This window comes from Methyloversatilis discipulorum (assembly GCF_000527135.1).
GTDB classification, from domain to species: Bacteria; Pseudomonadota; Gammaproteobacteria; order Burkholderiales; family Rhodocyclaceae; genus Methyloversatilis; species Methyloversatilis discipulorum.
In genome coordinates this window covers 669,705-693,173 of the sequence record NZ_AZUP01000001.1, presented here as the reverse complement: position 1 = coordinate 693,173, position 23,469 = coordinate 669,705, and the positions used below count along the sequence as shown (strand labels likewise).

6 protein-coding genes are annotated in these 23,469 nt (G+C 67.8%); 1 reads left to right on the top strand and 5 read right to left on the bottom strand.

Annotation, left to right across the window (positions count from 1 at the left end):
• Positions 1 to 89: 89 nt before the first annotated feature.
• The 4 genes from METFAM1_RS0103135 to METFAM1_RS0103120 all read right to left on the bottom strand — a co-directional run bounded on the left by METFAM1_RS0103135 (position 90) and on the right by METFAM1_RS0103120 (position 19,709).
• Positions 90 to 1,787: a ShlB/FhaC/HecB family hemolysin secretion/activation protein gene (locus tag METFAM1_RS0103135; RefSeq protein WP_232419638.1), complete on the bottom strand. Its 1,698-nt coding sequence runs from the start codon at positions 1,785 to 1,787 to the stop codon at positions 90 to 92.
• Positions 1,784 to 18,043 carry a leukotoxin LktA family filamentous adhesin gene (locus METFAM1_RS0103130; RefSeq protein WP_019918091.1) on the bottom strand — a complete coding sequence of 5,420 codons (16,260 nt, stop codon included), beginning with the start codon at positions 18,041 to 18,043 and terminating at the stop codon, positions 1,784 to 1,786. Before METFAM1_RS0103130 ends, METFAM1_RS0103135 begins: the two co-directional genes overlap by 4 nt.
• Positions 18,044 to 18,188: 145 nt before the next feature.
• On the bottom strand, positions 18,189 to 18,902 hold the full coding sequence (locus METFAM1_RS20095; RefSeq protein ID WP_232419637.1) for a PEP-CTERM sorting domain-containing protein: 714 nt from the start codon (positions 18,900 to 18,902) through the stop codon (positions 18,189 to 18,191).
• Between the two features lie 156 nt (positions 18,903 to 19,058).
• Positions 19,059 to 19,709, bottom strand: a complete 651-nt coding sequence (locus METFAM1_RS0103120) for a response regulator (RefSeq protein WP_232419634.1) — start codon at positions 19,707 to 19,709, stop codon at positions 19,059 to 19,061.
• Between METFAM1_RS0103120 and METFAM1_RS0103115 the strand changes: the two genes are divergently transcribed.
• Positions 19,708 to 21,084: a sensor histidine kinase gene (locus METFAM1_RS0103115; RefSeq protein WP_088178176.1), complete on the top strand. Its 1,377-nt coding sequence runs from the start codon at positions 19,708 to 19,710 to the stop codon at positions 21,082 to 21,084. The genes METFAM1_RS0103120 and METFAM1_RS0103115 overlap by 2 nt on opposite strands.
• 98 nt (positions 21,085 to 21,182) lie before the next feature.
• Here METFAM1_RS0103115 and parC read toward each other — a convergent pair whose 3' ends face one another.
• Positions 21,183 to 23,435, bottom strand: a complete 2,253-nt coding sequence (gene parC / locus METFAM1_RS0103110) for a DNA topoisomerase IV subunit A (RefSeq protein ID WP_019918087.1) — start codon at positions 23,433 to 23,435, stop codon at positions 21,183 to 21,185.
• Between the last annotated feature and the right edge of the window lie 34 nt (positions 23,436 to 23,469).

Below are 23,469 nucleotides of genomic sequence, written 5' to 3'. Positions count from 1 at the left end.
AACTACCCACAACGCTGTGGGAGCCGTCGTCTGGCCGCGACGGGGTCGCCGCTCGGGAGCGCCGTCAGCGGACGCCGCGTCGCCGTCGTTCAGAACAGCTGCGCGACGATCTGGAAGTGCACGTAGTAGTTGCGCGGATCCTGCACGCGGTCGCGAATGGGCAGGCCCAGCGTGAGGCGGGCCGACACGCGGTCGTTGATGTTGGCGTTCACGCCCCAGCCGTAGCTGGCCAGCGTGTCGGTACCGCGCGTCGAACCGACCGGACGGAAAGGCTGGGTCGCGCCGTAGTCGAGGAAGAGGAAGCCGGCCGTGCGCACCGGCGCCACCGGCGGCTGCGGCAGCGGGTGATGCAGTTCGATCGACGCGGCGAGGCCCTTGTCGCCGCTGAACAGGCCGGTCTGGTAGCCGCGTACGCTGTTGTCGCCACCGATCAGGAACTGCTCGCTCGACGTGAGGTTCTCGTCGCGCGTGTACTGGAAGGCAAGGTTGCTCTGTACCGACCAGCCGTCCGACAGGTCCTGAACGCGGCGCAGTGACCCACGCCAGATCGAGAACGATGTGCTGACGATGTCGTCGATCGGGTCGGCCTTGCCGTTCGAGTAGGTCAGCGAACCGGTCCAGATGCGGTCCTTCTCCCACCACTGGCCATCGACGCCGAGCGACAGATCGTCGATGTCGGTCGATTGGAACAGCCGCCCGGAAATCCAGCTCTCGGTCTTGCGCTTCTTCGCACCGCCGAGCAGATCGAGCTGGTAGTTGCCGCCAATCAGCACCGGATGCCGCAACAGCGCAGTCCACGCCGTCGATTCGCCGCGGATACGCAACGGCCGGAAGGGGCCGTCGATGATGCGCGTGTGGTCGTTGAACCACGACAGTGTGAGCCGCGTGCCCAGCGTACCAAGTGGAAAGCTGTACGAGATCGCCCTGCCCTCGTGCCCGTCGGCACCGACCAGCGTGACGCCCAGCGCATCACGGAAACCGAGCAGGCTGCGGTTCTGATAGAAGGCGCCGACCCGATAGACGCCGGTCGCCTGGCTGCCGCTGCTGTCGGCGAACAGCCGCATTTCGTGCTTCGGCGGTTCCTTCACCGACAGTGCGAAATCGGTTTCGCCGAACTTGGCGCCCGGCTTCAGCTCGGCGCGCAGTTGCACGTCCTGCGTGCGGTTGAAGCGCACCATGCTGCGCTCGAGCGCTGCGACGTCCGCCAGTTCGCCCGGTTTCTGACCGAGACGTTCGCGGATGAAGGCCTCCGAGGTGCTGTCGTTGCCGCTCATCACCACCTTGCCGACGCGGCCCTCGACCAGCTTGATGGTGATCGCGCCATCGGCCACCTCCTGCGCCGGCAGCACCGCCTGCGCGGTCGGCACGCCCCGTTCGCGGTACAGCGCGTTGATGCGGTCGACCAGTTCCTGCACCTCGCCCAGCGTGACCTCGCGCCCTTCGAGTCCGGCCGCCAGCCCGCGCAGCATGGACTCATCCAGCAGCTCAGAGCGCGTGAAATCGATGCGCCGGAGCATGAAGCGCGCACCGGCGCCCGGCTTGACCGGCGCCGGTTTCAGCGCGTCGTCGTCGATGGTGGGCGTGTCGTCTGGCCGTCGTTCGCGCTCCTCGCGCAGTCGTCGTTCGATGTCGCGCGAGCGTTCCTGGATCACGCCCGGATCGGCGGCTGCCGGAATCTGCGGCACCGCCTGCGCGCCCGCCTGCTGCGACAGCAGCAGGCAGCACGCCGAAACCAGTGCGCACGCAGCGCCCTGCCCCATCTTCGTCCGACGCTGAGCACGACTCACTCGACAACCTCCTCTTCGGCCCGGCGACGGGCCTCGGCTTCTTCTTCGCTCTCTTCCTCACCGGAATTGACGGCCGGAATGTCGAGCGGCACGTTGATCGATACCGACGCGATCTGCGGCACCTGACCGGCTGCCGACTGCTTGTCCGGCGTATTGACGCGGGTGACGATGAGCTCTCGCGACTGCTCGCGGCCACTGTAGTCGAGCACCGTGTTCATCACCACCTCGTGCAGCGGATCGCGCATCACGACATAGGGGTCGGTCACCAGCAGCCAGTCGTCGAGCAGCATGTTGCCGAAGGTCTTGCCCGGATGATGCAGTTGCACGTCGGCCGGTTCGACCACCGTGGTCAGGTTGTCCATATAGATGTTGCTGACCGGGTTGATGAAGCGTGCGCGGTTCTCGATGCGGCCCTGGTCGATGCGCAGGAAGCCGCGCTCCATCGTCACTTCGGCGTCGAGCGCGCTGAAGCGGTCGAAGCGCACGCCGACCTCGCTGTTGATGGTCAGATCGACCCAACGCGCCGGCACGCCACCACGCCCGACCGCGCGCATGGCCAGCGGCGCGTCGTTGCGGGTGTGCAGGATGCGCGCGGTGACCGACTCCGAATTGAAGAACAGCGAGCGGCCGACGCTCAGCGTGCCGAGATTCAGATCCTTCTTCGCCGACAGCGACAGGATGTCGCCGGTGATGCGCGACACGCTGACGCTGCCGTTGTTCGACTCCAGCGTCACGCCGTTGCCGGCGGTGACCGCGTCCATCAGGATGTCGTCCTCGGCGATCACGGTCGTGCTGCCCAGATCGGCGGTTGCGTCGAGCACCGTCACCTTGCCGCCGGACAGCAGGTCGATATTGCCGTGCGAGGCGTACACCGTGCCGTTGTCGATGTCACCCGCCGCACGTATCCACGCGTCCTGCCGCACCTCGACGCTGCCGATCTCGACGTCGTCGCGCTCGTCGATGTGCACGCCACCCGCGGTGCTGATGGCGTCGATCTTCGCGATATCGGTTTCCAGCGCGTCGGCGATCGCGCGCGGCGCGCCGTTGTTCCAGCTCGCATTGCCGACGCCGCCGGCGGCGTCGAGCGTGACGCCGGCCCCCGGCGTGGCGGCGACCAGATCGTAAGTGCCGATGTCGCCCCCGTCGAGGATGCGACTGTCCGTAGTGATACGGATGGCGTCGGCCGTGGCGTTGTTCGTCGCCTCGATGCGGCCGACCACGACGTCGCCGGTGGCGTCGATCGCGATGGTGCCGCTGTCGGCGCGCAGCACGCTGCCGTCGTCCATCAGGTAGCGCCCGGCCTGCACCGCGATATCGCCCGCTGCTTCGGCGTCGCCGGTCTGATGCAGATCGCCGACGGGTGCGGCGAGCGACATCGAACCACCGGCACTGACGTTACCGACGGTCAGCGCCGGCGACAGGCCCGGCTCGACCGCCCGCGTACCGGACAGATGCACGTCGCCGCTGGCCTGCGCATTGACCAGCCCGCCCGCACCCTGTGCGATCAGCAACGGCTCGCCGTCGGCACCGATGCTGCCGCCGAGCGCCACCAGATCGATGTCACCGGCGCTCGTCTGCATGGCGACCGCGCGCTGCGGGCCACTGGCGCTCAGGATGCTGCCGGCGCTCGTCAGATGGATGCCGCCGCTGCCAGAGAACATCTCGGCCACCCGCATCGGGCCGTTCGTTTCGTTCAGCCAGATCCCGGTCGAGGCGCGCGCCGTCAGTGTCGCCGCTTCGCCCAGGTCGAGTGTGATCGGCTTGGCCGCGCTGCCTATGCTGCCGTTGCCCGCTTCGATGATGGTGCTGCCACCGCGCAGATTGGGCGCATTCGTCGTGCTGGCGTCGACGATGCCGCCGGACACCTTGAGCCGTATCGTTTTGCTGAAATCGACGCCGCCGCCGGTCGCATCGAGCGACACGAGGTTGATGTCGCCCGGCAGCACGGTGCCGTTGCGGTCGTAATCGTCGGCGCCGAGGAAGACATGGCCGCGCGCATTGACGGTGACCGAACCGCCGGCCGTGGTGGCGATGTCGACGTCGTCGCGCTTGAGCACGGTGGCGGTCTTGGCCACCGTATCAATCGCCACGTCGTCCGCTTCCGCCGCCGACAGCGCGCGGCGCTGTTCCGGAGTGAGCGCGGTCAGGCTGGCGATGCTCACCGTGAACTGGCCCTCGTCGCGGCCGACGCCGCCGTTCGCGCTGTTGGCGTTCAGCACGATGTGGCGACCGACCACGTTGGGCTGTTCGACGCGCGTTTCCGTGTCCGACGTCGACTTGTTGTAGATCGCCGCGCTGACGCCGTAGCGCACCTGGTTGTCCGTCCACACGTGGGTACCGTCGGACATGCCGGCGATGACGCTGTCGGTCGCCGCCGATCCGACGTAGCTGAAGCTGCTGTCGTAGCTGGCACCGGTGCTGCCGAGCGAGATGCCAAGTCCGCTCAGCTTGTCGTGCAGCGTACGCAGCCGCGTCGACGCGGTAGCCGCGTTGTAGCTGTCGGCGCGATAGACGAAGCTGCCGGCGTTCTGCGGGTCCTCGATCAGTTCGACGTTGCGCAGCGACCAATACTCCTGGTACTCGCGGCTGATCTGCGAGCGGTGGCCCTTCAGCGCGTCGGCCAGACTGTCGGCCGCGCCGTCGGATTCGCGCAGGCGCAGGTCGTTCCACAGCGCGTCGAGTTCGGCCTCGGCGCGCGTGTCGCGCGTTTCGTTGCGGTTGCCGTCGGTGATGCGACCGCCGAGCGCGGTCAGCGTCACGTCGCCGGACTGCGACTCGATCTTGTCCAGTTGCATGTCGCCATCAGGCTGCATCAGGTGGATGTCACCGCTTGCGCTGGCCTTCAGCCCGCCCTGCGCGGTGGCCTGGGTCTGCACCACCAGCGCCTGCGCGTCGGTGCCGATCTGGCCGGAGCTGGACAGCAGCTCAACGCCGCCGCCCTGCACGCGCACCGCATTGCCGCTGCCGGCCGACACGATGTCGCGATCGGCCTGCAGGAATACGCGGCCGTTGTTGTCGGTGCGCACCTCGCTCACCCGCATGTCACCGCTCATTTCGCGCAAACCGACGTCGCCGTGCGCGCTGATGGCGGTCACCGCGCCATTGCCCAGCATGTCGATCTGCAACGGTGTCAGCGTGTTGCCGATGCCCTCGGCGGCGCGCAGCGTCAGGTTCTGCGCGGTAATCACGCCGCGCACGCTTTCCGCCGTGATGGCGCCGCCCGGCAGGCCGTTGCCGGCGGTAGCGTCCACCGTGGTCGTGCCGGTGCGGTTGGTCAGGCTGCCAGCGAAGATGATGTCCGCGCGACTGCGGATGTCGACCTGGCCGCTGTCGTAGCCGATGAACTTGATCGGGATCGAATGATCGGCCTTCACCGTGTGCGTGTTGTAGCGCTTGGAGCCGGTTTCGGTCCACACCTCGTAGGTGTGCCACTTCCAGATGCAGAGGAAGGCCGAGCACTCGGAATCCTCGCGGTCCCAGGAACGGAAGGCGGTGGTCACGTCGCGCCGCTGGTAGCGGTAGGTCGTGTTGCCCATGCCGGTGTCGATCTTCGTGTACTCGCCTTCGGACAGCGGCGTCGGATCGTCCCAGCTCCGGTAGGCAGTGCGGTCCGCCAGCGACCAGCTGCCGGGGAAGAACCAGAACTTGGTTTCCTTCTCGTACCGCGAGTAGGTGTTGGTCGTGTTGCGCTGACCGGTCACCCAGGTATAGGTCTGTCCGTTCACCGGCGCGTAACCGGTGTCGCGTCCGGCGACGTCGTCGTAGCGCTTGACCTCGACCTCCTTCAGCTTGTTCTGGGCGTCGGTGGTGGTGATGAGATCGCGCGTCTTGACGTCATTGCCCAGACGGGTGACCTCGCGCGTCACCGGCGTCAGGCTGTTGTAATAGGCGAGCGTCTGCGTGCTGGATTGCGACGAGTTGGTGACGATGGCGCCCTGGCCGCCGTTGGCCAGCGGATCCCAGCGACGCAGGTAGTCTGTGATGCGCACCTTGCCTTCGATGTCGTTGCCGGTATCGAGGCCGGTGATCACGATGTCGTAACCGCTGCGGTTGTCGATGTTGAAGCGCCCGTAACCGTCCATCGCGGCAATGCGGCCGCCGCCGGTGTTCAGGATTTCGCCCAGCAGTTCGAGCTTGCCCCCCTCGACCTTCACCGGCTCGAGCTCGACGCGATTCAGCTCTGCATTGAAGAAGGCCACGATGTTGCCTTCGGTGTTGCTGATGCGGAAGCGCGGATCGGAGGGCTTCATGCCCGCCGCCACCAGCGCGTCGTAGTTCGATTTCGCCTGTGCCAGCGTGGTTGCGGTCTTGTAGGGGCCGATGTTCAGGTTCACCCGCGCGTCGTCGCCGATGACGATGCTGCGGTCAGGCAGGCCGCTCTGCAGCAGGCCGTTGATGTTCAGATAGCGCGCACTGATGAAGATGTTGTTGCCGGCGATGGTCGGGCCGCCCGTGCCGTCGCGCTGTTCGGTACTGGAGCCGCTCGCTGCGGTGCCGTCTTCGTAGTTGTTGGCCAGGCCGCCGCTGTTGCCGCTCGGCGTGCGCGTGCCGCCCCACATGTCACGCGGGTTGCCGGCCGTGTGATAGAAGGCCGACGGCGAACTGAACACGAAGTCGCGACCGGCGGTGATGTTGATGTCCGCCGCCTGGATGTTCGGCGCAGTGAGCGGGTTCAGCGGATCCTTCGGCTGCACCAGCACGCTGCCGCGTTCGCTTTCCAGCGTGACCGAGCCGAGCAGGTTGCTGATGTTGCCCACCACTTCGATATCCGGCGCGCGCGTGTCGCCATCGGCCGGCACATAGGTGTTGCGCACGGTGATGGACGGCGCCGGCGAATTCGGCGCGATGCCGACGCTGGAGAAGGCGGCGGTGCCGCCCTGGTTGCGATCGTTCAGCGCGGCATTGATCTGTCCGGTGGTCGGATTGCCGCCCGGCGTGTTCAGGATGGCGACGCCATTGAGCGTGAGGCGGCCGGTCGCGTCCTCCGGAATGATCAGTTCATCGGTCCGCAGGAAGGCCGAACTGTTGTTGATGATTTCGATCTTCGCTTCGCCGCGCGCATTGAGGCGACCGTTGCCGGCGAGGTTGTCGCCGATCACGTTGATGTTGCCACCACGCGCATCGACCTCGGGCATCACGATGAAGGCCGCATTGGCGATGGACGCATTGGCGCCACCGGCCGGGAACAGATCGGCCATCTGCTGTTCGAGGAAATTGATTTCCGCGGTCAAGGCCGCCACCGTTTCCGGATTGCTGGCATCGGCACCGGTGCTGGTCGTGCCCTGGTAGTTGCCGCGGATTTCCTTCAGCGCGTTGATGCGTGTGCGCAGGTTGTCCTGCAGGTTTTCGACGCTCAGCGTCGGCAGCTCCATGCCGTCCGAGCGGGTGATCCAGTACTGCTTGGTCACCGTGTCATAGGTGCAGCCAGCGGTACCCGGCGTACGGCACTCGGCCCCCTGCCCCTCGCGCGGCACCTGCACGCTGAGCGTCAGCGTCGGTGCACCGCTGCCGGTCTCGTTGATCGTCATCAGTTGCTGGTTGTGGATGCCGGCGTCGACCAGCCCGCTGACCGACACGCCGGCGCGCGACTGCTCGATGCTGCGGCCGCTGTTCTGTTCGATCGATACGTCGCCGCCACCGAACAGATTGCTCACCCCGCTGGCGATCGCACTGGCCGCCTGGCTGTAGAGGTCGCGTGCCACGCCCTGGCCGTCGACGCGATGGCCGAAACCCTTGTCGGCGCTCAGGTTCACGTCCTTCACGCTGCGCAGCGTGCCGACGATGGTGATCTGGTTGTCCTGGTTCAGCAGTGCGTCGGCACCCCAGTCCGAACTCGAGATCGGTACTGCCGCGTTGTTGTAGAGGTCGGCCGTCGCGACTGTGGAGAACGTGTTGCGCGCGCCATTGGCATCACGCCCGGCGCCGATGTTGATGAAGCCATCCGCGCGGATATCGCTGCCGCTGCCGACAGAAGCCCGCGAACGGACACGCAGGTCGGACAGCGAGTAGCCGTCGGCATAGGCGGCCAGACCCCAGGTCTTGGAATTGGCGCGCACCTCGACGTCGGCCACATCGCGCGCCGCCATATTGAAGTCGCCCACGGTGTCGATCACCGCATTGTTGCCGACGCGCGCTTCGGTCCGACCGATGTCGTCCGCCGATGGCGTCAGCGGAGTAGCGTTCAGCCACGCCTTGGCCTCGGCGTCGGCCGCACTGATCGCGCCGCCGGCCTCGAGCTTGGCGCGGTCGCGCAGCATCACGTCGGACACCGCGTTGAAGTTGGTGCGGCCGGGGTCGTCCTCGTCGCCGAGCACGCGCACACGCGCACCGTCGCCCACCTCGACCAGCGTGATGTTGTCCACCGTCGTTTCGCTGGAACCCGCCGCACCGCCGGCGAGACCGCCGGCCCCGGCGAACACGTTGAATTCGGCGAGCCAGGGCTTGCGCGTCTGGTTCAGCGCAAGCACGTCCAGATCCCAGGTGCGCAGGTTGGCACCGGCCTTGATGCCGGCCACGACGCGCGCATCGATATCGTTGCGCGCCTGCGCACCGCTGGCGCCGACGACACCGGCCGACAGCGAGTCGACGCGCGAATTGAAGGTGGCGGTGTGGTCGGCGCGCACCTCCATGCGTCCGTCTGTCGCCGTGCTGAGCGCCGCTGCCGTCGTGCCGCCGCCGAGCAGCGCCTGCGTGTTCGACAGATTGCGGGTCGACGCCACCGCCACGGCGCCGGCGATGACACCGCCGGAGCCGGCTTCGGCGTCAGCATAGGTCTGGTCGTGTCCGGTGGCCACCACCGACAGCGCCGAGCCGACGCTGCCGGTGTTGCCGTTGTCGATCGACGCCAGCGTGACCGAGCCGGCCGTGGCCGATGCCAGGTTGGCGCCGATGGCGAGCAGACCGCCTATCGTGACGCCGCTGGTTTCCGCTGTCTGGCGCGTCTGGTTCGACGCGTTCAGACTGGTGCTGCCGCTGATGGCAAAGCTGTTGTTGCCGCCCACCGTCGCGTTAACCAGCGCCGTGCTGCCAGCCCAGGAATCGCTGCCATTGGCACCGACCAGCAGCGAGCCGCCGGTGGCGTTCGCGTACGAGTAGGCCGTTTCGCCCAGCGTCGGCAACAGCGTCGCAGCGTTCAGCGACAGGCTGCCGGCGGTGATGCTGTTGTTGCGCCCCATCGTCGCGTAGGACTGGGTCGCCGCCGTTGCTTCCGCCAGCGACACGCCGATCGATACCGCCAGCGAGCCGTTGTAGCCACGCGAAACCGCACTGACCTTCGGCGTGCTGCGTGCGGCGACCGAAATCGCCGAACCCGGCGCACTGACCGTCACCCGGTCGGCAATGGCCGCCCGTGCCGCACCCGTGGCGCTGGCCGTCGCTTCCGATCCGGAACCGGCTGCCACGCCGCCGGAGCCGGCTTTCGAACTTGCACTGACGGCGTCGCTGCGTGTCGACTCGACCGCCAGCGCGCCGCCGCCCAGAGTGACCGAAGTCGCAGCCGCCTGACTGGTGGTATCGGCTTCGCCGATCTGCGCCGTACTGCTGCCCGCCTTGTCGGCACGTGCGATGACGATGCCGGCCGCCACCACGCCTACTGCGTAGCCTTCGGCGTGCGCACTGGCGTCCATCGCGTCACCGGCGAGCACGCGCACGTCGCCGGCCGCGCTGCCGACCGTCGCCTGGGTGCCATCACCCAGCTTGGCGACGACGGTATTGGCCAGATCGGCCGTCGCCACCGCAGCGCCGACGCCGACCAGACCGCCGGCCGCCTGATAGCTCTTCACGTTCACCGCCGCCGTGCCGGCCTCCAGCCGTCCGGTGCTGGCGTCGAGTTCGATGTCACCCGTATCGGCACGCAACGTGATCGCGCCGTCGGTCGTCGCCCGCACATCGTGGCGCACGTCGAGCACGCCGACCGCTGCACCAACGCCGGCAATGCCGCCCAACGCTCCGCCACCGACCAGCACATCCACCTTGTCCTTCTCGGACGCCGTGATGCGGATGTTGCCGCCGGCGCGCAGCGTATTGGCCGCCGTATTGGCGGTATCGACCACGGTCGCGCGCGTCGAGCCGTCCGGCGCGGCGCTGACGCTGCCCTTGGCTGCCACCTTGCCGCTGGCGTTGATGCGCGTGATGTCCGACTGCGAGAAGTTGCTGCCGGTGCTGATGTTCCCTTCGTCATCACCGGTCTTGAGCTGGTCACCGCTGGAGAAGGCATTGGCCTTGCTCAGCGTGCCATTGTTGTCCTTGTCCGCCTCGTCCGACGCGTCGCCGCTCAGGCCGGCATTCATCACCGTGACCGCCACTGCACCGCCGATACCGACGGTGCCGCCGGCCGCCGCAGCGACCGCCGCATTCGACATATTGCGCTCGGCGCGCGCGGTGACCGCGATGTCGTTGTCTACGTCGACATTGCTGTCCTGGATGGTGGCCGTCGTCGTGTTGTCCACCTTGGTCACCGAGGCACCGGCACCTGCACCGCCGATGCCGCCGACCGCCGCCACGCCGGCGCGGCTTTCGGTCACCACGCTGTCGGTCGCCTGCACCGCCAGTCCACCGCTGCGGTCCGCTGCGCTGCCGACCCGGCTGTCGACCACCTTGGCGGTGGTCGTGCTATCGATGATGCCGACCGCCACCGCGCCGGCAATGCCGGCCGCACCGCCACCGGCACCGCCGATGGCCCAGGTGCGCATTTCGGTCGAACTGTCGGCCATCACGTTGACCTGACCGTCGGCATCGATACCGCCGCCATCGACGCGGGCCTCGGTCGTGCTGGTATCGAGGCCCACCGCGAAGGTGCCCGAACCGGCCACGCCGCCGGCCGCCAGGCCGCCTCCGGCCACCAGGAAGACGGAGTCGTGGTCGGCGCGGATGTCGAGCGCGCCGACGCGCCAGACGGCGTCGTCCGAATAGGCTTCGGTGGTGCTGGTGAACTTGGCGACCGAGCCGCTGCCCACCACCGCCACTGCACCGCCAGCGGCGCCGACGACGATGGACGACACGCCCTGGCTGGAGCGCGCCTTCACCGTCGCCGCGCCCTTGGCGGTGACCGAACTTGTGCTGCCGCTGACGCCGGCACGTGTGTCGCGATCGAACACGTTCACGTCGGCCGACGCGCCGACACCGGCGAGGCCGACCGCGATCGAGCCGATGAAGGTGTTGCCGTAGGCGTGGTCGGCCGCCTTGATGCTGACCGCCTGCGCAGTGCTGGCGGCACTGTTGTCGCCGCCATTGAGCACCGAGTCGGTCACCGTGGCGGTGGTTTCGCCGCCGATGATGTTCATGCTAACGGTGGCCGCGACGCCGGCGAAGCTGCCGCCGGCGACGTTGGCGACAGCCGTCGTTGTCTGGTGGGTCGAGGTCGCATTGACCGCGATGCCGCGCACGTTCTCGCGCGTGCGCGACGCGACGAGGTCGGGCGCGACGAAGGGGTTGGACGAAGAATAGCCGCCGCCGCTCTGGTTCATCCGGTCGATGCTGGCGCGCAGGTTCACGCCGCCGATCTCGCCGGTGTTCACGCTGACGCCACTGCCCTGCTGCGCGCGTGCCGCCACCGAACTGCCGCGGATGGCCGCTTCGGTCGCACCACCGATCTCGTTCACCGTGGCCGACGCGCCGACGCCGGCGGCGGTGATGCCGATGCCGGCCGCGCCGGCCAGCACCGTGATCTTGTCGTCCGACTCGGCCAGCACCGCGACGTTGTCGCGCGCTTCGATGTCGGCGCCTTCCTTGATCACCGCACGGGTGTCCGAGTTGATCAGGTTGACCGCCACCGATCCGCCAACGCCGACATCGACGCCACCGCCAATGCCGACTGCCGCGGTCTTGATCGTCGCCAGCGAATCGGCGCTGAGGATCAGGTTGGTCACGTCGAAGCCGCTGCTCTTCAGACCGGACACCGTGGCGTGCGTCGAATTGGCGATCTTGTTCACCGCGATGGCGGCGCCGACGCCGGCCGAGCCACTGATGCCGACCGCGCCGGCCAGCGCATTGATGCGCGCGCTGTCGACCGCGTTGACCGACACCGCAGCGGTGCCGCCGCTGATGTCGGAGCCGGTGACCTCGGCGACCGTCTTGTTGTCCGTGCGGTTGCTCGATGCCGAACCGGCGAAGGCACCGGTAGCCGCACCGGCGCCGGCCACCGAGCCGGATTCGATCAGCGCCGTGTTGCTGCCGGTCAGCGTCAGCGAAGCCGCGCCGCCGATGGTGCTGTCATGGACGCGCGCCTTCGCCGTGTTGCGCACCCAGTTGTCGCCGACCGCTCCGCCCACCGCTGCGTTGCCCGAGAAGGCGGCGGCACCGGCCAGCGACTTGATGGTCGATGTGTCGGATGCCTGCAGCGTGATGGCCGAGTCGTTGTCGACGTTCTCCAGCGTGCTGCCGACGATTTCGGCGGTGGTGACGTTGCCGCCTTCGCCACCGGCATTGGTGTCGCCGGAATACATGCCGATGTGGTTGAGGGTGATCGAACCGGACAGCGCCACGCTCTGTGCGCCGCCAGCGGCCAGCGCCAGCGTCTCGATGGTGGCCGTCTCCAGCGCGGTCAGGCTCAGCGCCGACGCGTTGCGCACGGTCGCGTCATCGATCGAGGCGAGCGTCGTATTGCCGATCTTGTTGTAGCCGAAGGCGCCGCCGACCGCGCTGCCGCCGATGCCCACAGCGACCGCACCGGCCAGCGACTGCAGACGCGAGCTGTCGGTCGCACTGACGGTGACCGTGTTGCCGTCGCCGCTGTCTTCCAGCAGCGCGTCATCGACCGTCGATTCGGTCCGGTTGCCGATGAAGTTCACCGAGATCGACGCACTGACCGCTGGCGAACTGCCCAGCGCCAGCCCGCCGGCGACCGACAGGCTACGGATGCGCGCGTCGGACAGCGAAGTAAGACTCAGCGTGCCCGCGGCGTCGACATGGGCGCGGTCGATCTGCGCCTGCACCGTGTTGAAGATTTCCGAGTAGGCGACCGAGGCGCCGATGGCCACGCTGTTCATGCTGGCCGAGAAACCGCCGGCCAGCGTGTCGATGCGCGAGCGGTCCTTCGCCTCTATCGTGACGCTGGCGGCCGACACGTCGTCGAAGGCGGTGTTGCCCTGCGGCGCACTGACGTTCGCCAGCAGATCGTTGTCGATGAAATTGACCGACACCGAGCCGACACCCGACACCTTGCTCGACGCGCCGACACCGACGGCGATCGAGGTGATCAGCACGTCGGATTCCGCCTTCACGTTCAGCCGGCCGGCCGCGCCGGTGACGTCGACCTTCGAATTCTCGACCTTCGCGGTCAGGTCGTTGTCGATCGAACTCCAGTTGAATGACGCGCCGACCGCATTGCTGTTGCTGCCGATATTGACCTGCAGGATGCCGGCCACCGAGGTGATGCAGTTGCCGCTGGGCGTCGCGCCGGCGCCACTGCGACCGCAGTAGTCCAGCCCCTTGACCGTGTTCTCGCGCTGGTTGCCGGGCTCTATCGTGTCTTCGAGTGCCGCATCGGCGCCGCGGTCCTGCGCCAGTACGTCGACCGCGCCAGTGGCCGTGACCGAGGACAGGCCGACGATCTGCGCCGTGGTGTCGTTGTCGATTTCGGTGATGACGACCGCACCGCCGATCGAATTCGCGTTGTTCGACGCAGACGCCTGTCCGTGCGCAGCACCGGCGCCGATCTCGGTCGCGTTGAAGGCGCGCACGGCCGCGCTGTCGACGCCGCTCACCGTCGAACCGCCGGCGATCTCGGCGGTGACGATGTTGGCGACATCGGAATAGGTGACCGCGCCGCCGGCGCCGGTCTTGCCACCGATGGCCAGCGTGCCGCCGCCGGTACCGATGAACATGCGGTTGTAGGCGGTCACGTCGAGCGCGCGGCCGCCGCCGGCAGCGCCGGTCAGATCGGTCGAATTCAGCGCGGCGCGTATCGTGTTGTCGATGATGGACAGCGACAGCGAGCCGGTCAGCGAATACGAACTCTGGTTCTGATTGCTGCTCGCGTTGGCCGCAACGCCGATGGCGATCGACAGCTGCTCGCCGCCGGCCAGCGCCTGCACCGTCACGTCCTGCGTGTCGTTCAGGTCGGCGTTCTCGACCAGGCCTTCGACCGTGTTGTCGATCATGTTCACCGACACGCTGCCGGTGACCGCGGCCGACTTGTTCTGGCTCGGGTTGTTGGCGCGCGTGAAGGCGGCCGCACCGGAGGCGGTGACGATGTCGAGGTCTGACACGCCGAGCACGGTCAGCTTGGCCGCGCTGCCCCCATCCGCCTGATCCACCGTCACGCCGGCCAGCTTCGCGCGCGTCACGAGCGTCACGTCATTGACCGCCGCGCTGCCGGCGGCTGACAGGCCGAAGCTGGGCTTGGACTGCGTGCCCTGGCTGCTGGTATTGCCCTGCTTCGAGGTCGAGGTCGGCTTCAGTTCGACCATGCCGGCGATCTTGGTCTGCACCTCTTCGTACTTGCTCTTGATGCTGCCGAAGAAGCCGCCCTGCGAACTGCTTTCGCTGCTGCTGCCGCTGACCGCCACCGCGCCGGTCACCGCGATCGCCTCCATGCGACCGCTGGCGCGCGCCTCCACCGTCACGTCGCCGGACTGGATGACGGCATTGGTGATCGCGCGCTGGCTGCTTCGCGTGTCGCCTTCGTTCAGCGCCTCGCTGTCGTTGTCGCCGACCAGCGCCTCGGTGGTGCCGGTGACGCCGTTGTAGGCGATGCCGAGGCCGACGCCGGCCGATTCCGACTTGTTGAAGCCGCCGGCGATCGACCACAGCACCGGTTCGTCAAGCGCGGTGATCGACAGCGTGCCGGCGCGCAGCGTGGCTTCGTCGTCGACCAGCGCCCGCGTGTTGTTCGTCACCTCGACGATGGACACCGAGCCGTTGATGCCGAAGCTCGATCCGTAGCCAGCGATCGTCGCCAGCGAAATGACCAGATCCTTGCCCCCGGCAGAAATGTTCACTTCGTCGGTCGCGCGCGTGCCGGTGACGGTGTAGCTGCGCTGGCCGGCGGTGCTGCCGCTGACGCTTTCGGTTACGCCCTGGATGGCGGCGCCCTCGCGCACGAACACCAGGCTGTCGCCGTTCAGGATTTCCTGCGTATAGGCCATGCCCAGGCCCTTGCTGCCGCTGCCACCACCGGTGCCGCCCGGCAGGAAGTGACCGCCGTGGAACAGCAGCGTCACGTCACGCTTCGCACTGATGTCGGCTGGCGCACCGAAGGACCAGTCCTGCAAGACCTGTTCGTCTTCCGAGGTCGAACTGTCGTCGGCCACGGTTTCGTAACTTGCCGTCCAGGCGCCGCTGGCGTTGCCGGTCAGGTTCAGCTTCGCCGATTCCTGCACCTCGGTCTTCGCCGCGTGATCGAACTGCAGCAGGCTGAACGAGCCGGACAGCGAAATCGCGTTGTTCGAGTTGTCGGACGTGGACTTGGCGGCCGAGGCGCCGTTGAACACGTCGAGGATGCCGGTGAGGTCGTTGAACCAGTCCTTCACCGTGGACAGGCCGTCCCAGCGGGTGAAACTGCCGCCGGTGATCAGCGTCTCGCGCACCGGAATGATCACGTCCGACGCGACCGCGATGCGCGGTGCGGTCACCGTGGCGCTGCGGCCTATGGTGGCGAGCGCGTCATGGCTGAAATTGCCGATGGCGATGCCGGCCGAGAAGGTGTTGCGGGCGGTGTTGCCGGTGGCGCGGTCCTTCGATTGGGAAATCGCCGAGGCCTCGGCCACCACCTGGATGTCCGAGCCCAGCGTGCGCGCCGCCACGACCGCGCGGTCGCTGGCATGCACGTTGGCGTTCGGGCCGATGCTGGCCGACGCCGTCGCGTCGCTGTCCACCCAGGCGATGGCGCCGCCAATGCGCAGCGAGGTCGATTGCGGCTTCTGCGCCTTGGCGTCCGGCTCGGCACCGGAGAGCAGCTTTTCCCACAGTTTTTCCTCGATGAAGCCGCCGGTGTCGGTGATCGGCTTGGCCTTCTCCTTCGCCGCGTCGAGGATGGCGTCGTTCAGCGAGGTGCCGACCTTGGCTTCGGCCGTGGTGGCATTCGAGGTGTTGTCATTGATCGCCAGCACCTGCACCTTGGTCGCGTCGGCGACGTTGGCGTTCAGCGATGCATTCGCTTCCGACGACAGCTGGCTTACCGCGATCGCGGCCGCCGCCTTGCCTTCGTTGCCGAGCGACGCGGTGACCGAGTTGGTGAAGGTGTTGCGATTGGTCGCCGCCACCGTCACGTCGCCCGACACCTGCACCGTGGCGCCGGCCTCTACCGTCGCGTTTGCCTGAACGTCGGCAAAGGTGAGGCCGAGCGCAAAGCTCATCTGCGAACTGGCGTCCTCGCCCGGATCGGCCGCTTCGACCGATGCTTCGAGCGTGGCGTCGTTGTTGGCGCGCACGTTGAGGTTGGCGGCGCGCACGGTGGCACCCGACTTCACGTCCACGGTCGCGGTGGAACTGTTGCGCGCATACAGCGCGCCCAGACCCAGCGGCGTGTTCACCTGGGTGCCCGGGCCGCTGATGCCGGTGTCCGGCGCAGCACCGGCCGACGTGAGGTTGTCGGCCAGCAGTGTCAGGTCCTGCGTCGCCTCGACCACCGAGCCCGCCTTCAGCGTGATGGTCGAGGTGCCGACCGCCTGCGAATGGACGATGTTCAGGCCGAGCAGCGTGGCGCCGATGCCCAGCAGGCCGGTGGCGCCTTCGGTGGCGAAGTTCGCCGCGTTCTGTTCGAAACTGCCTTCGTCGAAGACCCAGCGGTTCTGCACGTCGGTCGATGCGGTCATCGACACGTTGCGACCCTTGACCGTCGCGTTGTCCAGTTCGATCGACGCACTGGCTTCGCGGTAGCCGAGGATGCTCACCGACGACACCTTGTGCGCGGTGAAGGTGACATCACCGCCGCTGAAAAGGCCGCCGCCGTGCGCCAGCACTTTGCTGCCGGACTTGAGCAGGATATTCGGCGCTTCGAAGGTGATGTTGCCGGAGTCGCCGGTCGATACGCCGCCCACGTGGTCGCTGCTGACCAGTCGGCTGGACACGACGATGTTGTCGTTGACCGTGATGCTGTTGGTCGCCTGCAGCAGCAGGTTGGCGCCGCTGACGGTGACGCCGCTGTCGGCGCCGCCCGGTACGCCGCTGTATGCGGTGGCGCCGCGCAGCAGGTTCTGGCTGAGCACGATGTTCAGCGGGTCGATCAGCACCAGGCCGGCCGTACCGCCGCCACGGCCGTCCGCATAGAACTGGCCGCCAGCCAGCTCGACCGTGTCCTTGGCCGAAAACTCGACGAAGCCGCCGTCACCGCGCGAGCCCGCGCTGGCGTCCATCACCGCGCCGCTGCGGATGACCGCGTTGCGCTGCGCCAGTGAATCGATGCGGCCACCATCGGAGCTTTCGCCATCACCGGCGGCCGTCACCATCGCGTCGATATCGGCCACGATGTCGCGACCGGCGCGCAGCGTGATGTCGCCGCCGTCGGTGCCGGCGCCGCCGCGGGCGTCCAGCGTGCCGGCGATTTCGATGTCGTCCGCCGCCGCTATATATATACGGCCGGCGCGCTCGACCACCCGGCTGCCGATGGCCAGGCCCTGCGCATTGACCACGTCGGTGAAATCGGGTGCCTGGCCTTCGAAGCGGGCGCCAGTCAGCACGGCACCCTTGACGCTCACCGTGCCGGCCGCCAGTTCTACGCCGTCGATCGCGTTGATGCGGCCGTCGATGCGGATGGCCGCCGACGACAGCGGCGCCGTGCCGTTCAGCAACTGAGCCAGCGCGCCGGCGTCGACCACGCCCGGCGCGGTGAAGAAGCGGTCAACGAACGCCTGCGTAGGCGTGCTCATCGACACTGCGCCAACGTTCACGATGCCGCCGGCACCGACCACGAAACCGTGCGGATTGGCGAAATAGACGTTGCCGCCGATGCGCCCGTCGCGGATGGCGTTCAGCGTGCCGTGGATGTCGGTGCGCGTGTCGCGCACGATGTTGACCAGGTTCAGAGCGCCGCCCGGCACGTGCAGGTTGGCCGTGTGACCCGCGTTGACGCTGAAGTGCTTGAAGGAGTTGAAGCCGGTGTTGCCGGACACCGTCGCGGTCCGCACGTCGGTCACCGCGCCCGCCGTCGTCACCGTGGTCAAGGTCTGGCCATCGGCCTGTATCGCCTGCGCCCAGGCCGCGGGCGACATCAGCAGCGGCAGACTGGCCACCCCGACCATCAGTCCGTGGCCGTTACGGAGGGTGGCAACCAGAGTGCGCAGCCGGGGCTGGCTGCGGCGACGTTGTGCGGTTTTCATGACCTGGCTCCTGAGTGCTGCAGTGCCCGTGGATGCTGTCCACATGTAGGAATATTTCTTACACAAGTGTAAGCCGATGTGTAAGAAGTGATGTGAATTCTTTCCGCCACCGGCTGCCGGATCCGATTGTTTTCTTTGACTTTCATCAACATTCCGAGCCGTCCGTCACGGTCGGAAGTTCGGTCCTGCGTCGACGGCGTGCACACAGCGCGCCGACGGCCAGCATCGCCAGCATCAGCGAATCCGGCTCCGGGATCGGCGTCACCGTCGGGCCGGTGAGCAGGAAGGTCGCGTACAGGTCGCGCAGGTGGTACGCCGGCGTGTTGGCCGGCAACTGCACCGCCTGCGTGTAGAAGGCATTCGGCGTCACCGTCAGCGTGCCGGTGGCGCCGAGGTCGAACGAGAGCGACTGCATGGCGAAGGCGTTGATCTGATACTGGTCGTTGGCGATCTCCTGCACGCCCAGATCGAACTCGAAATACTTCGTGATGCCGAGCACCGTCAGACCGACCGAGTACGGCTGGTACTCGATGCCGGTCATTCCGGGGTCCGCCGGCCCGGTCCCGGCGAAGAAGGTGAAGAACCGGGTCTGCTGGCCAACGTCCGGGGTCAGGTCCAGCGCCGCGCTCAGGCCGACGAACTGCACGGTGGCGGAGACGGCCGGGGTGGACTGGAAATAGGTCTGCACCGGGGAACCCGTGGTGCTGAAGCTGATCGGCACCGCCTGCACGGCGCCGGCGCACAGGCCGAAGGCGAGCGCCGCTGCCGCCGGGAAACGGTTGATCATCTGAACCCCCTTGTATTGGTCTTTTACGTAGCCTGGTCGCAGACCCCGCGGTTGCCGGCGCGCGCTGCGCATGCGGCAGCGGCGTCCGGCGCTCACGGGTGGATGCGGAATGAGGAATGCCCCGGCTACCCGGAAAATCCATACCGCATTGGAGCGCGCCCACCCGGCGGGGGTAAATACGCACAAGCGCGTAGCGCGGCGGCAATCAGCAGGCAGGCAGGGAATTGCTCACGCTTCGGGCAGCCGGTGCCGCACCGCCCAGGCCACCAGTTCGGCTGCATTGCGCAGTCCGAGCTTGCGCGCGATGTTTTCGCGGTGCTTGCGCACGGTGTGTTCGGAAATGCCCAGTTCGGCACCGATCTGCTTGCTCGACAGACCGCGCCCGACACGCCCGGCAATGTCCATTTCGCGCGTGGTCAGTCCTTCGTGCGCGTCGTCCGTGCCGTGCGCGAACAGGGTCGCCAGTTCCGGGCTCACGTAATAGCCGCCCTCGGACACCGTCATCATTGCGGCGACCAGCGCGTCGGCGTCGTCCGTCTTCAGCATGTAGCCCTGGGCGCCGAAGGCCAGCGCGGCCTGGAAGGAGGCGGCGTCCTGACGCGCGGTCACCACCAGCACCCGCGTCGCCAGACCGGCGGCGGCGATGGCCTGCATCACGCCAAGGCCGTCCAGACCGGGCAGGCCGAGATCGAGCAGCAGCACGTCGGGCGACAGGCTGCGCACCAGCTCAAGCGCCCGCTCGCCGTCGCCACAGTCGCCCAGCCAGCGCACGCGCGGCTCGGCCGACAGCATCAGACGCAAGCCCTGGCGCACCAGCGCGTGGTCTTCGGCAACGACGATGCTAATCTCGCGGGCGTCCATGACTGCGGAAACTACCATGACCGGAACATCCGCCACGCTCGACGACGCCACGTCGCCCGGCGATTCGGACGCCGTCCGGCGCGACCTGCTGGGTGTGCTTTTCGGTCACACGCCCACCATCGTCGCCGGCAATCTGGCGGTGTCGCTGACCGCGTCCGCGGTGCTGGTGAGCGCCCAGGGGCACGGCATCGTCTGGCTCTGGCTGGCCGCGATATGGGTTCTGGTCGGCCTGCGTTACGCGCTGGTCCGCCAGCTGCGGCCGCAACTGGCCACGCTGCAGGGTGGCGGTCTCGACCGTGTCGAGGCGGCCTACACCACTGTTGCCGGATTCACCGGTCTGGCCTGGGGCCTGCTGCCCTGGCTAGGCTACGAGGGGCGCGACCCCTTCATGGACTTCTTCAGCGTCGCCATGCTGGCGGGCATGGCCGGCGGCGCGGTCACCGCCACCACCGCCCTGCCGCGCGCACTCAACCTCTACCTCGTCTGCGCGCTGCTGCCCTTCATCGTCAAGTCGTGGCTGATGGGCGGGCTGATCAATATCGGCGGCGGCCTCACCTTCCTGTTCTACCTGCTGGTGCTGGTGTCCTTCGGCCGCAACGCACACGCGACGATGCGCAACGCACTGCTGCTGACCCGTCAGAACGCTCGTCTGGCGGACGATCTGCGGCAGGAACGCGACGCCGTCAAGGCCGCCATGCGCGCCAAGAACCTCTTTCTGGCCGGCGTCACGCACGACCTGCGCCAGCCGGTCCACGCGGTCGGACTGCATGTGCGCTACCTGCGCTCGCAGGACCCGGCGGGTCTCGGCCGCGACCAGCTCGAAGAAGTCTGCGGCGGCATGGACGCCGCGGTACGTGCGATGAGCCGGCAGCTCACGCGGCTGCTCGAACTGTCGCGACTGGAGGCCGGCGAAGCCCGTGTGCTGCGGCGGGCAGTGCCACTGTCCGAGGTGTGGGCCGCCTGCGCCGCGCAGTTCATGCCGCTGGCGCAGGAAAAGGGACTGGACCTGCGCTTCCGTCCGACTGCGCGGGTGGCAGACAGCGATGCAATGATGCTGCAGTCCATTCTCGACAACCTGGTGTCGAACGCGGTGCGCTATACCGAGCGCGGCCGCGTGCTGGTCGCCGCCCGGCCGCGAGGCGACAGCGTGCAGCTGCAGGTGTGGGACACCGGCCCCGGCATCGCCGCCGAGCATCTGCCGCTCATCTTCGTTCCGTATCGTCGCTTCGACGACCGCAGCGCCCGCCACGACGAAGGTCAGGGCCTCGGACTGGCGCTGGCGCGCGGTCAGGCCGACGCACTCGGCCACGCACTCGCGGTGCGCTCGCGCCCCGGTCACGGCAGCACCTTCACCGTTACGGTGCCGCGCGCCGGGGCAGCGCCGCGCGGGTGACCGACGCCGCCAGCGTGCGGCATCTACAGAGCGCCCCCTTCGTCACCCGCTGCAATCGAGCAAGCTCCCTCGGGAGCCTGCCGACGCTGCAGACCCGTTCAGCCTTCGAGCTTCCTGCCCTTGGTCGCCCGCACGCCGCGCCAGTTCATCAGCGACGCTTCGTCGATGTTCAGCGTCTTCGGCCGGCCGCGCGAGCCCGGCACAGTCAGCGCGAGACGTTCGCGGAACACGTCGAGCAACTGCAGCGACTCGCCGTCGGGCAAGGTCATGATCTTGACGCCCTTGCCGCCCGACAGCTCCTTCATCTCTTCCAGCGGGAAGGCCAGCAGGCGGTCGCCGCCCTGCGCGACCACCCACTTGTCGCCCGGCCGCAGTTTCACCGGCGGCAGCGCAGTACTGCCGTCCGTGTTGAGGAAGGCCTTGCCGGCGCGCTGGCGGCTCACCATGTCCTCGATCGCGCAGACAAAGCCGTAGCCGCCGTCGGACGCCACCAGGAAACGGCTGCCCGGCTCGCCGGTCAGCACGGCCACCAGCTTCTTGCCGGCGAGATCGGCCAGCGAGGACACCGGCACGCCGTCGCCCTTGCCACTCGGCAGATCGGTCGGCTTGATGGTGTAGCTGCGGCCGTCGCCGTCGATCAGCACGACCGGCCACACGGTGCGGCACTTCAGCACCGCCAGCGGACCATCGCCGGCCTTCCAGGTCAGCGCGGCCTCGTCCACGTCATGGCCGGAGCGCAGCCGGCCGAAACCACCGCGTGACACGATGACGGTGACCGCCTCGTCGATCTGCGGCACTTCGCGCGAGCGAGTCGCCTGCGCGTCGGCATTGATCAGCGTGCGGCGCTCGTCGCCGAAACGCTCGACGTCGGCGCGCACCTCGTCGCGCACGAAGGTGCGCAGTGCGGCATCGCTGCCGAGAATGCCGAGCAGGCCGGTGCGTTCGGCGTCCAGTGCGTCGCGCTCGCCCTGCAGCTTGATGGCCTCCAGCTTGGCCAGTTGGCGCAGCCGGATTTCCAGCACGTCTTCGGCCTGACGCTCGGTGATGCCGAAGCCGGCCATCAAGTCGGCCTTCGGATCGTCGGCGGCGCGGATGATGGCGATCGCGCGGTCGATGTCGAGCAGGATGGCCAGACGGCCATCGAGGATGTGCATGCGCTCGTCGATGTCGGCGATGCGCTGCGTGAGCCGTCGCGACACGGCAGCGAGACGGTAGTCGCACCACTGGCGCAACACGGCCGGCAGGCCGATCTGGCCCGGGCGACGGTGGGTGTCGAGCAGCGTCAGGTTCAGGCTGGCGTTGCACTCGAGGTCGGTATAAGCGAACAGGAAGGCCAGCAGGTCTTCCTGGCTCACCGCGCGCGACTTCGGTTCGATCACCAGACGCACCGGGTGGCGCGCGTCGGATTCGTCGCGCACCGAATCGATCAGCGAGGTCGCCAGCGTCTTGGTGCGCGCCTGGTCGTCACTGATCTTCTTCTTGTCGCCCTTGGGCTTGGGGTTCGCCAGATCGTCGATGCGGCTCATCACGGCACCGGTACTCACGCCCGGCGGCAGCGCGGTAACCACGATCTGCCACTGGCCGCGCGCCAGCGCCTCGACCTCGTAATTGGCGCGCATGCGGAAGGAGCCGCGCCCTTCCTTGTAGGCGGCGACGATGCTCTCGCGCGACGAAATGAGCGTGGCGCCGTTCGGGAAGTCCGGTCCCTGGAAGCAGTCGATCACGTCGTCGTCCGGCATGCGCGGATCGATCAGCAGCTTGCAGGTGGCGTCGCCGATTTCGCGCAGATTGTGCGGCGGGATTTCGCAGGCCATGCCGACCGCGATGCCGGAGGCGCCATTGGCCAGCACGACGGGCAAGCGCGCCGGCAGCAGCGAAGGTTCCTGCTGCGTGCCGTCGTAGTTGGGCTGGAACTCGATCACGCCGGCGTTCAGCTCGGACAGCAGCACGTGGCGCGCGAACGGCGTCAGGCGGCACTCGGTGTAACGCATGGCGGCCGCGTTGTCGCCGTCCATCGAACCGAAATTGCCCTGCCCGTCGATCAGCGGATAGCGCAGCGTGAAGGGCTGGGCCAGACGGACCATGGCTTCGTATACCGACGAATCGCCGTGCGGGTGGTACTTGCCGATCACGTCGCCGACCACGCGGGCGGATTTCTTGTGCGCGGCATCGGGCCGGGCGAAGCCGTCCATCGCGAACAGGATGCGGCGCTGCACCGGCTTCATGCCGTCTTCCAGCCCCGGCAGCGCGCGCGAGGTCACCACCGACATCGCATAGGTCAAATAGGCCTGCGCCGCGTGCGCATCGACCGGAATGTCGGCGATGTCGGGTTCGAACAGGTTGTCAGTCAACGGAGTGCTCCGGGTGTTTCGTTGTGTGTTTGGA

What these genes read in the sequence shown, in the direction of transcription:
- METFAM1_RS0103130 (WP_019918091.1), bottom strand. Translation starts at nt 18,043, where the DNA reads ATGAAAACCGCACAACGTCGCCGCAGCCAGCCCCGGCTGCGCACTCTG.
- METFAM1_RS20095 (WP_232419637.1), bottom strand. Translation starts at nt 18,902, where the DNA reads ATGCGCAGCGCGCGCCGGCAACCGCGGGGTCTGCGACCAGGCTACGTA.
- METFAM1_RS0103115 (WP_088178176.1), top strand. Translation starts at nt 19,708, where the DNA reads ATGACCGGAACATCCGCCACGCTCGACGACGCCACGTCGCCCGGCGAT.
- METFAM1_RS0103120 (WP_232419634.1), bottom strand. Translation starts at nt 19,709, where the DNA reads ATGGTAGTTTCCGCAGTCATGGACGCCCGCGAGATTAGCATCGTCGTT.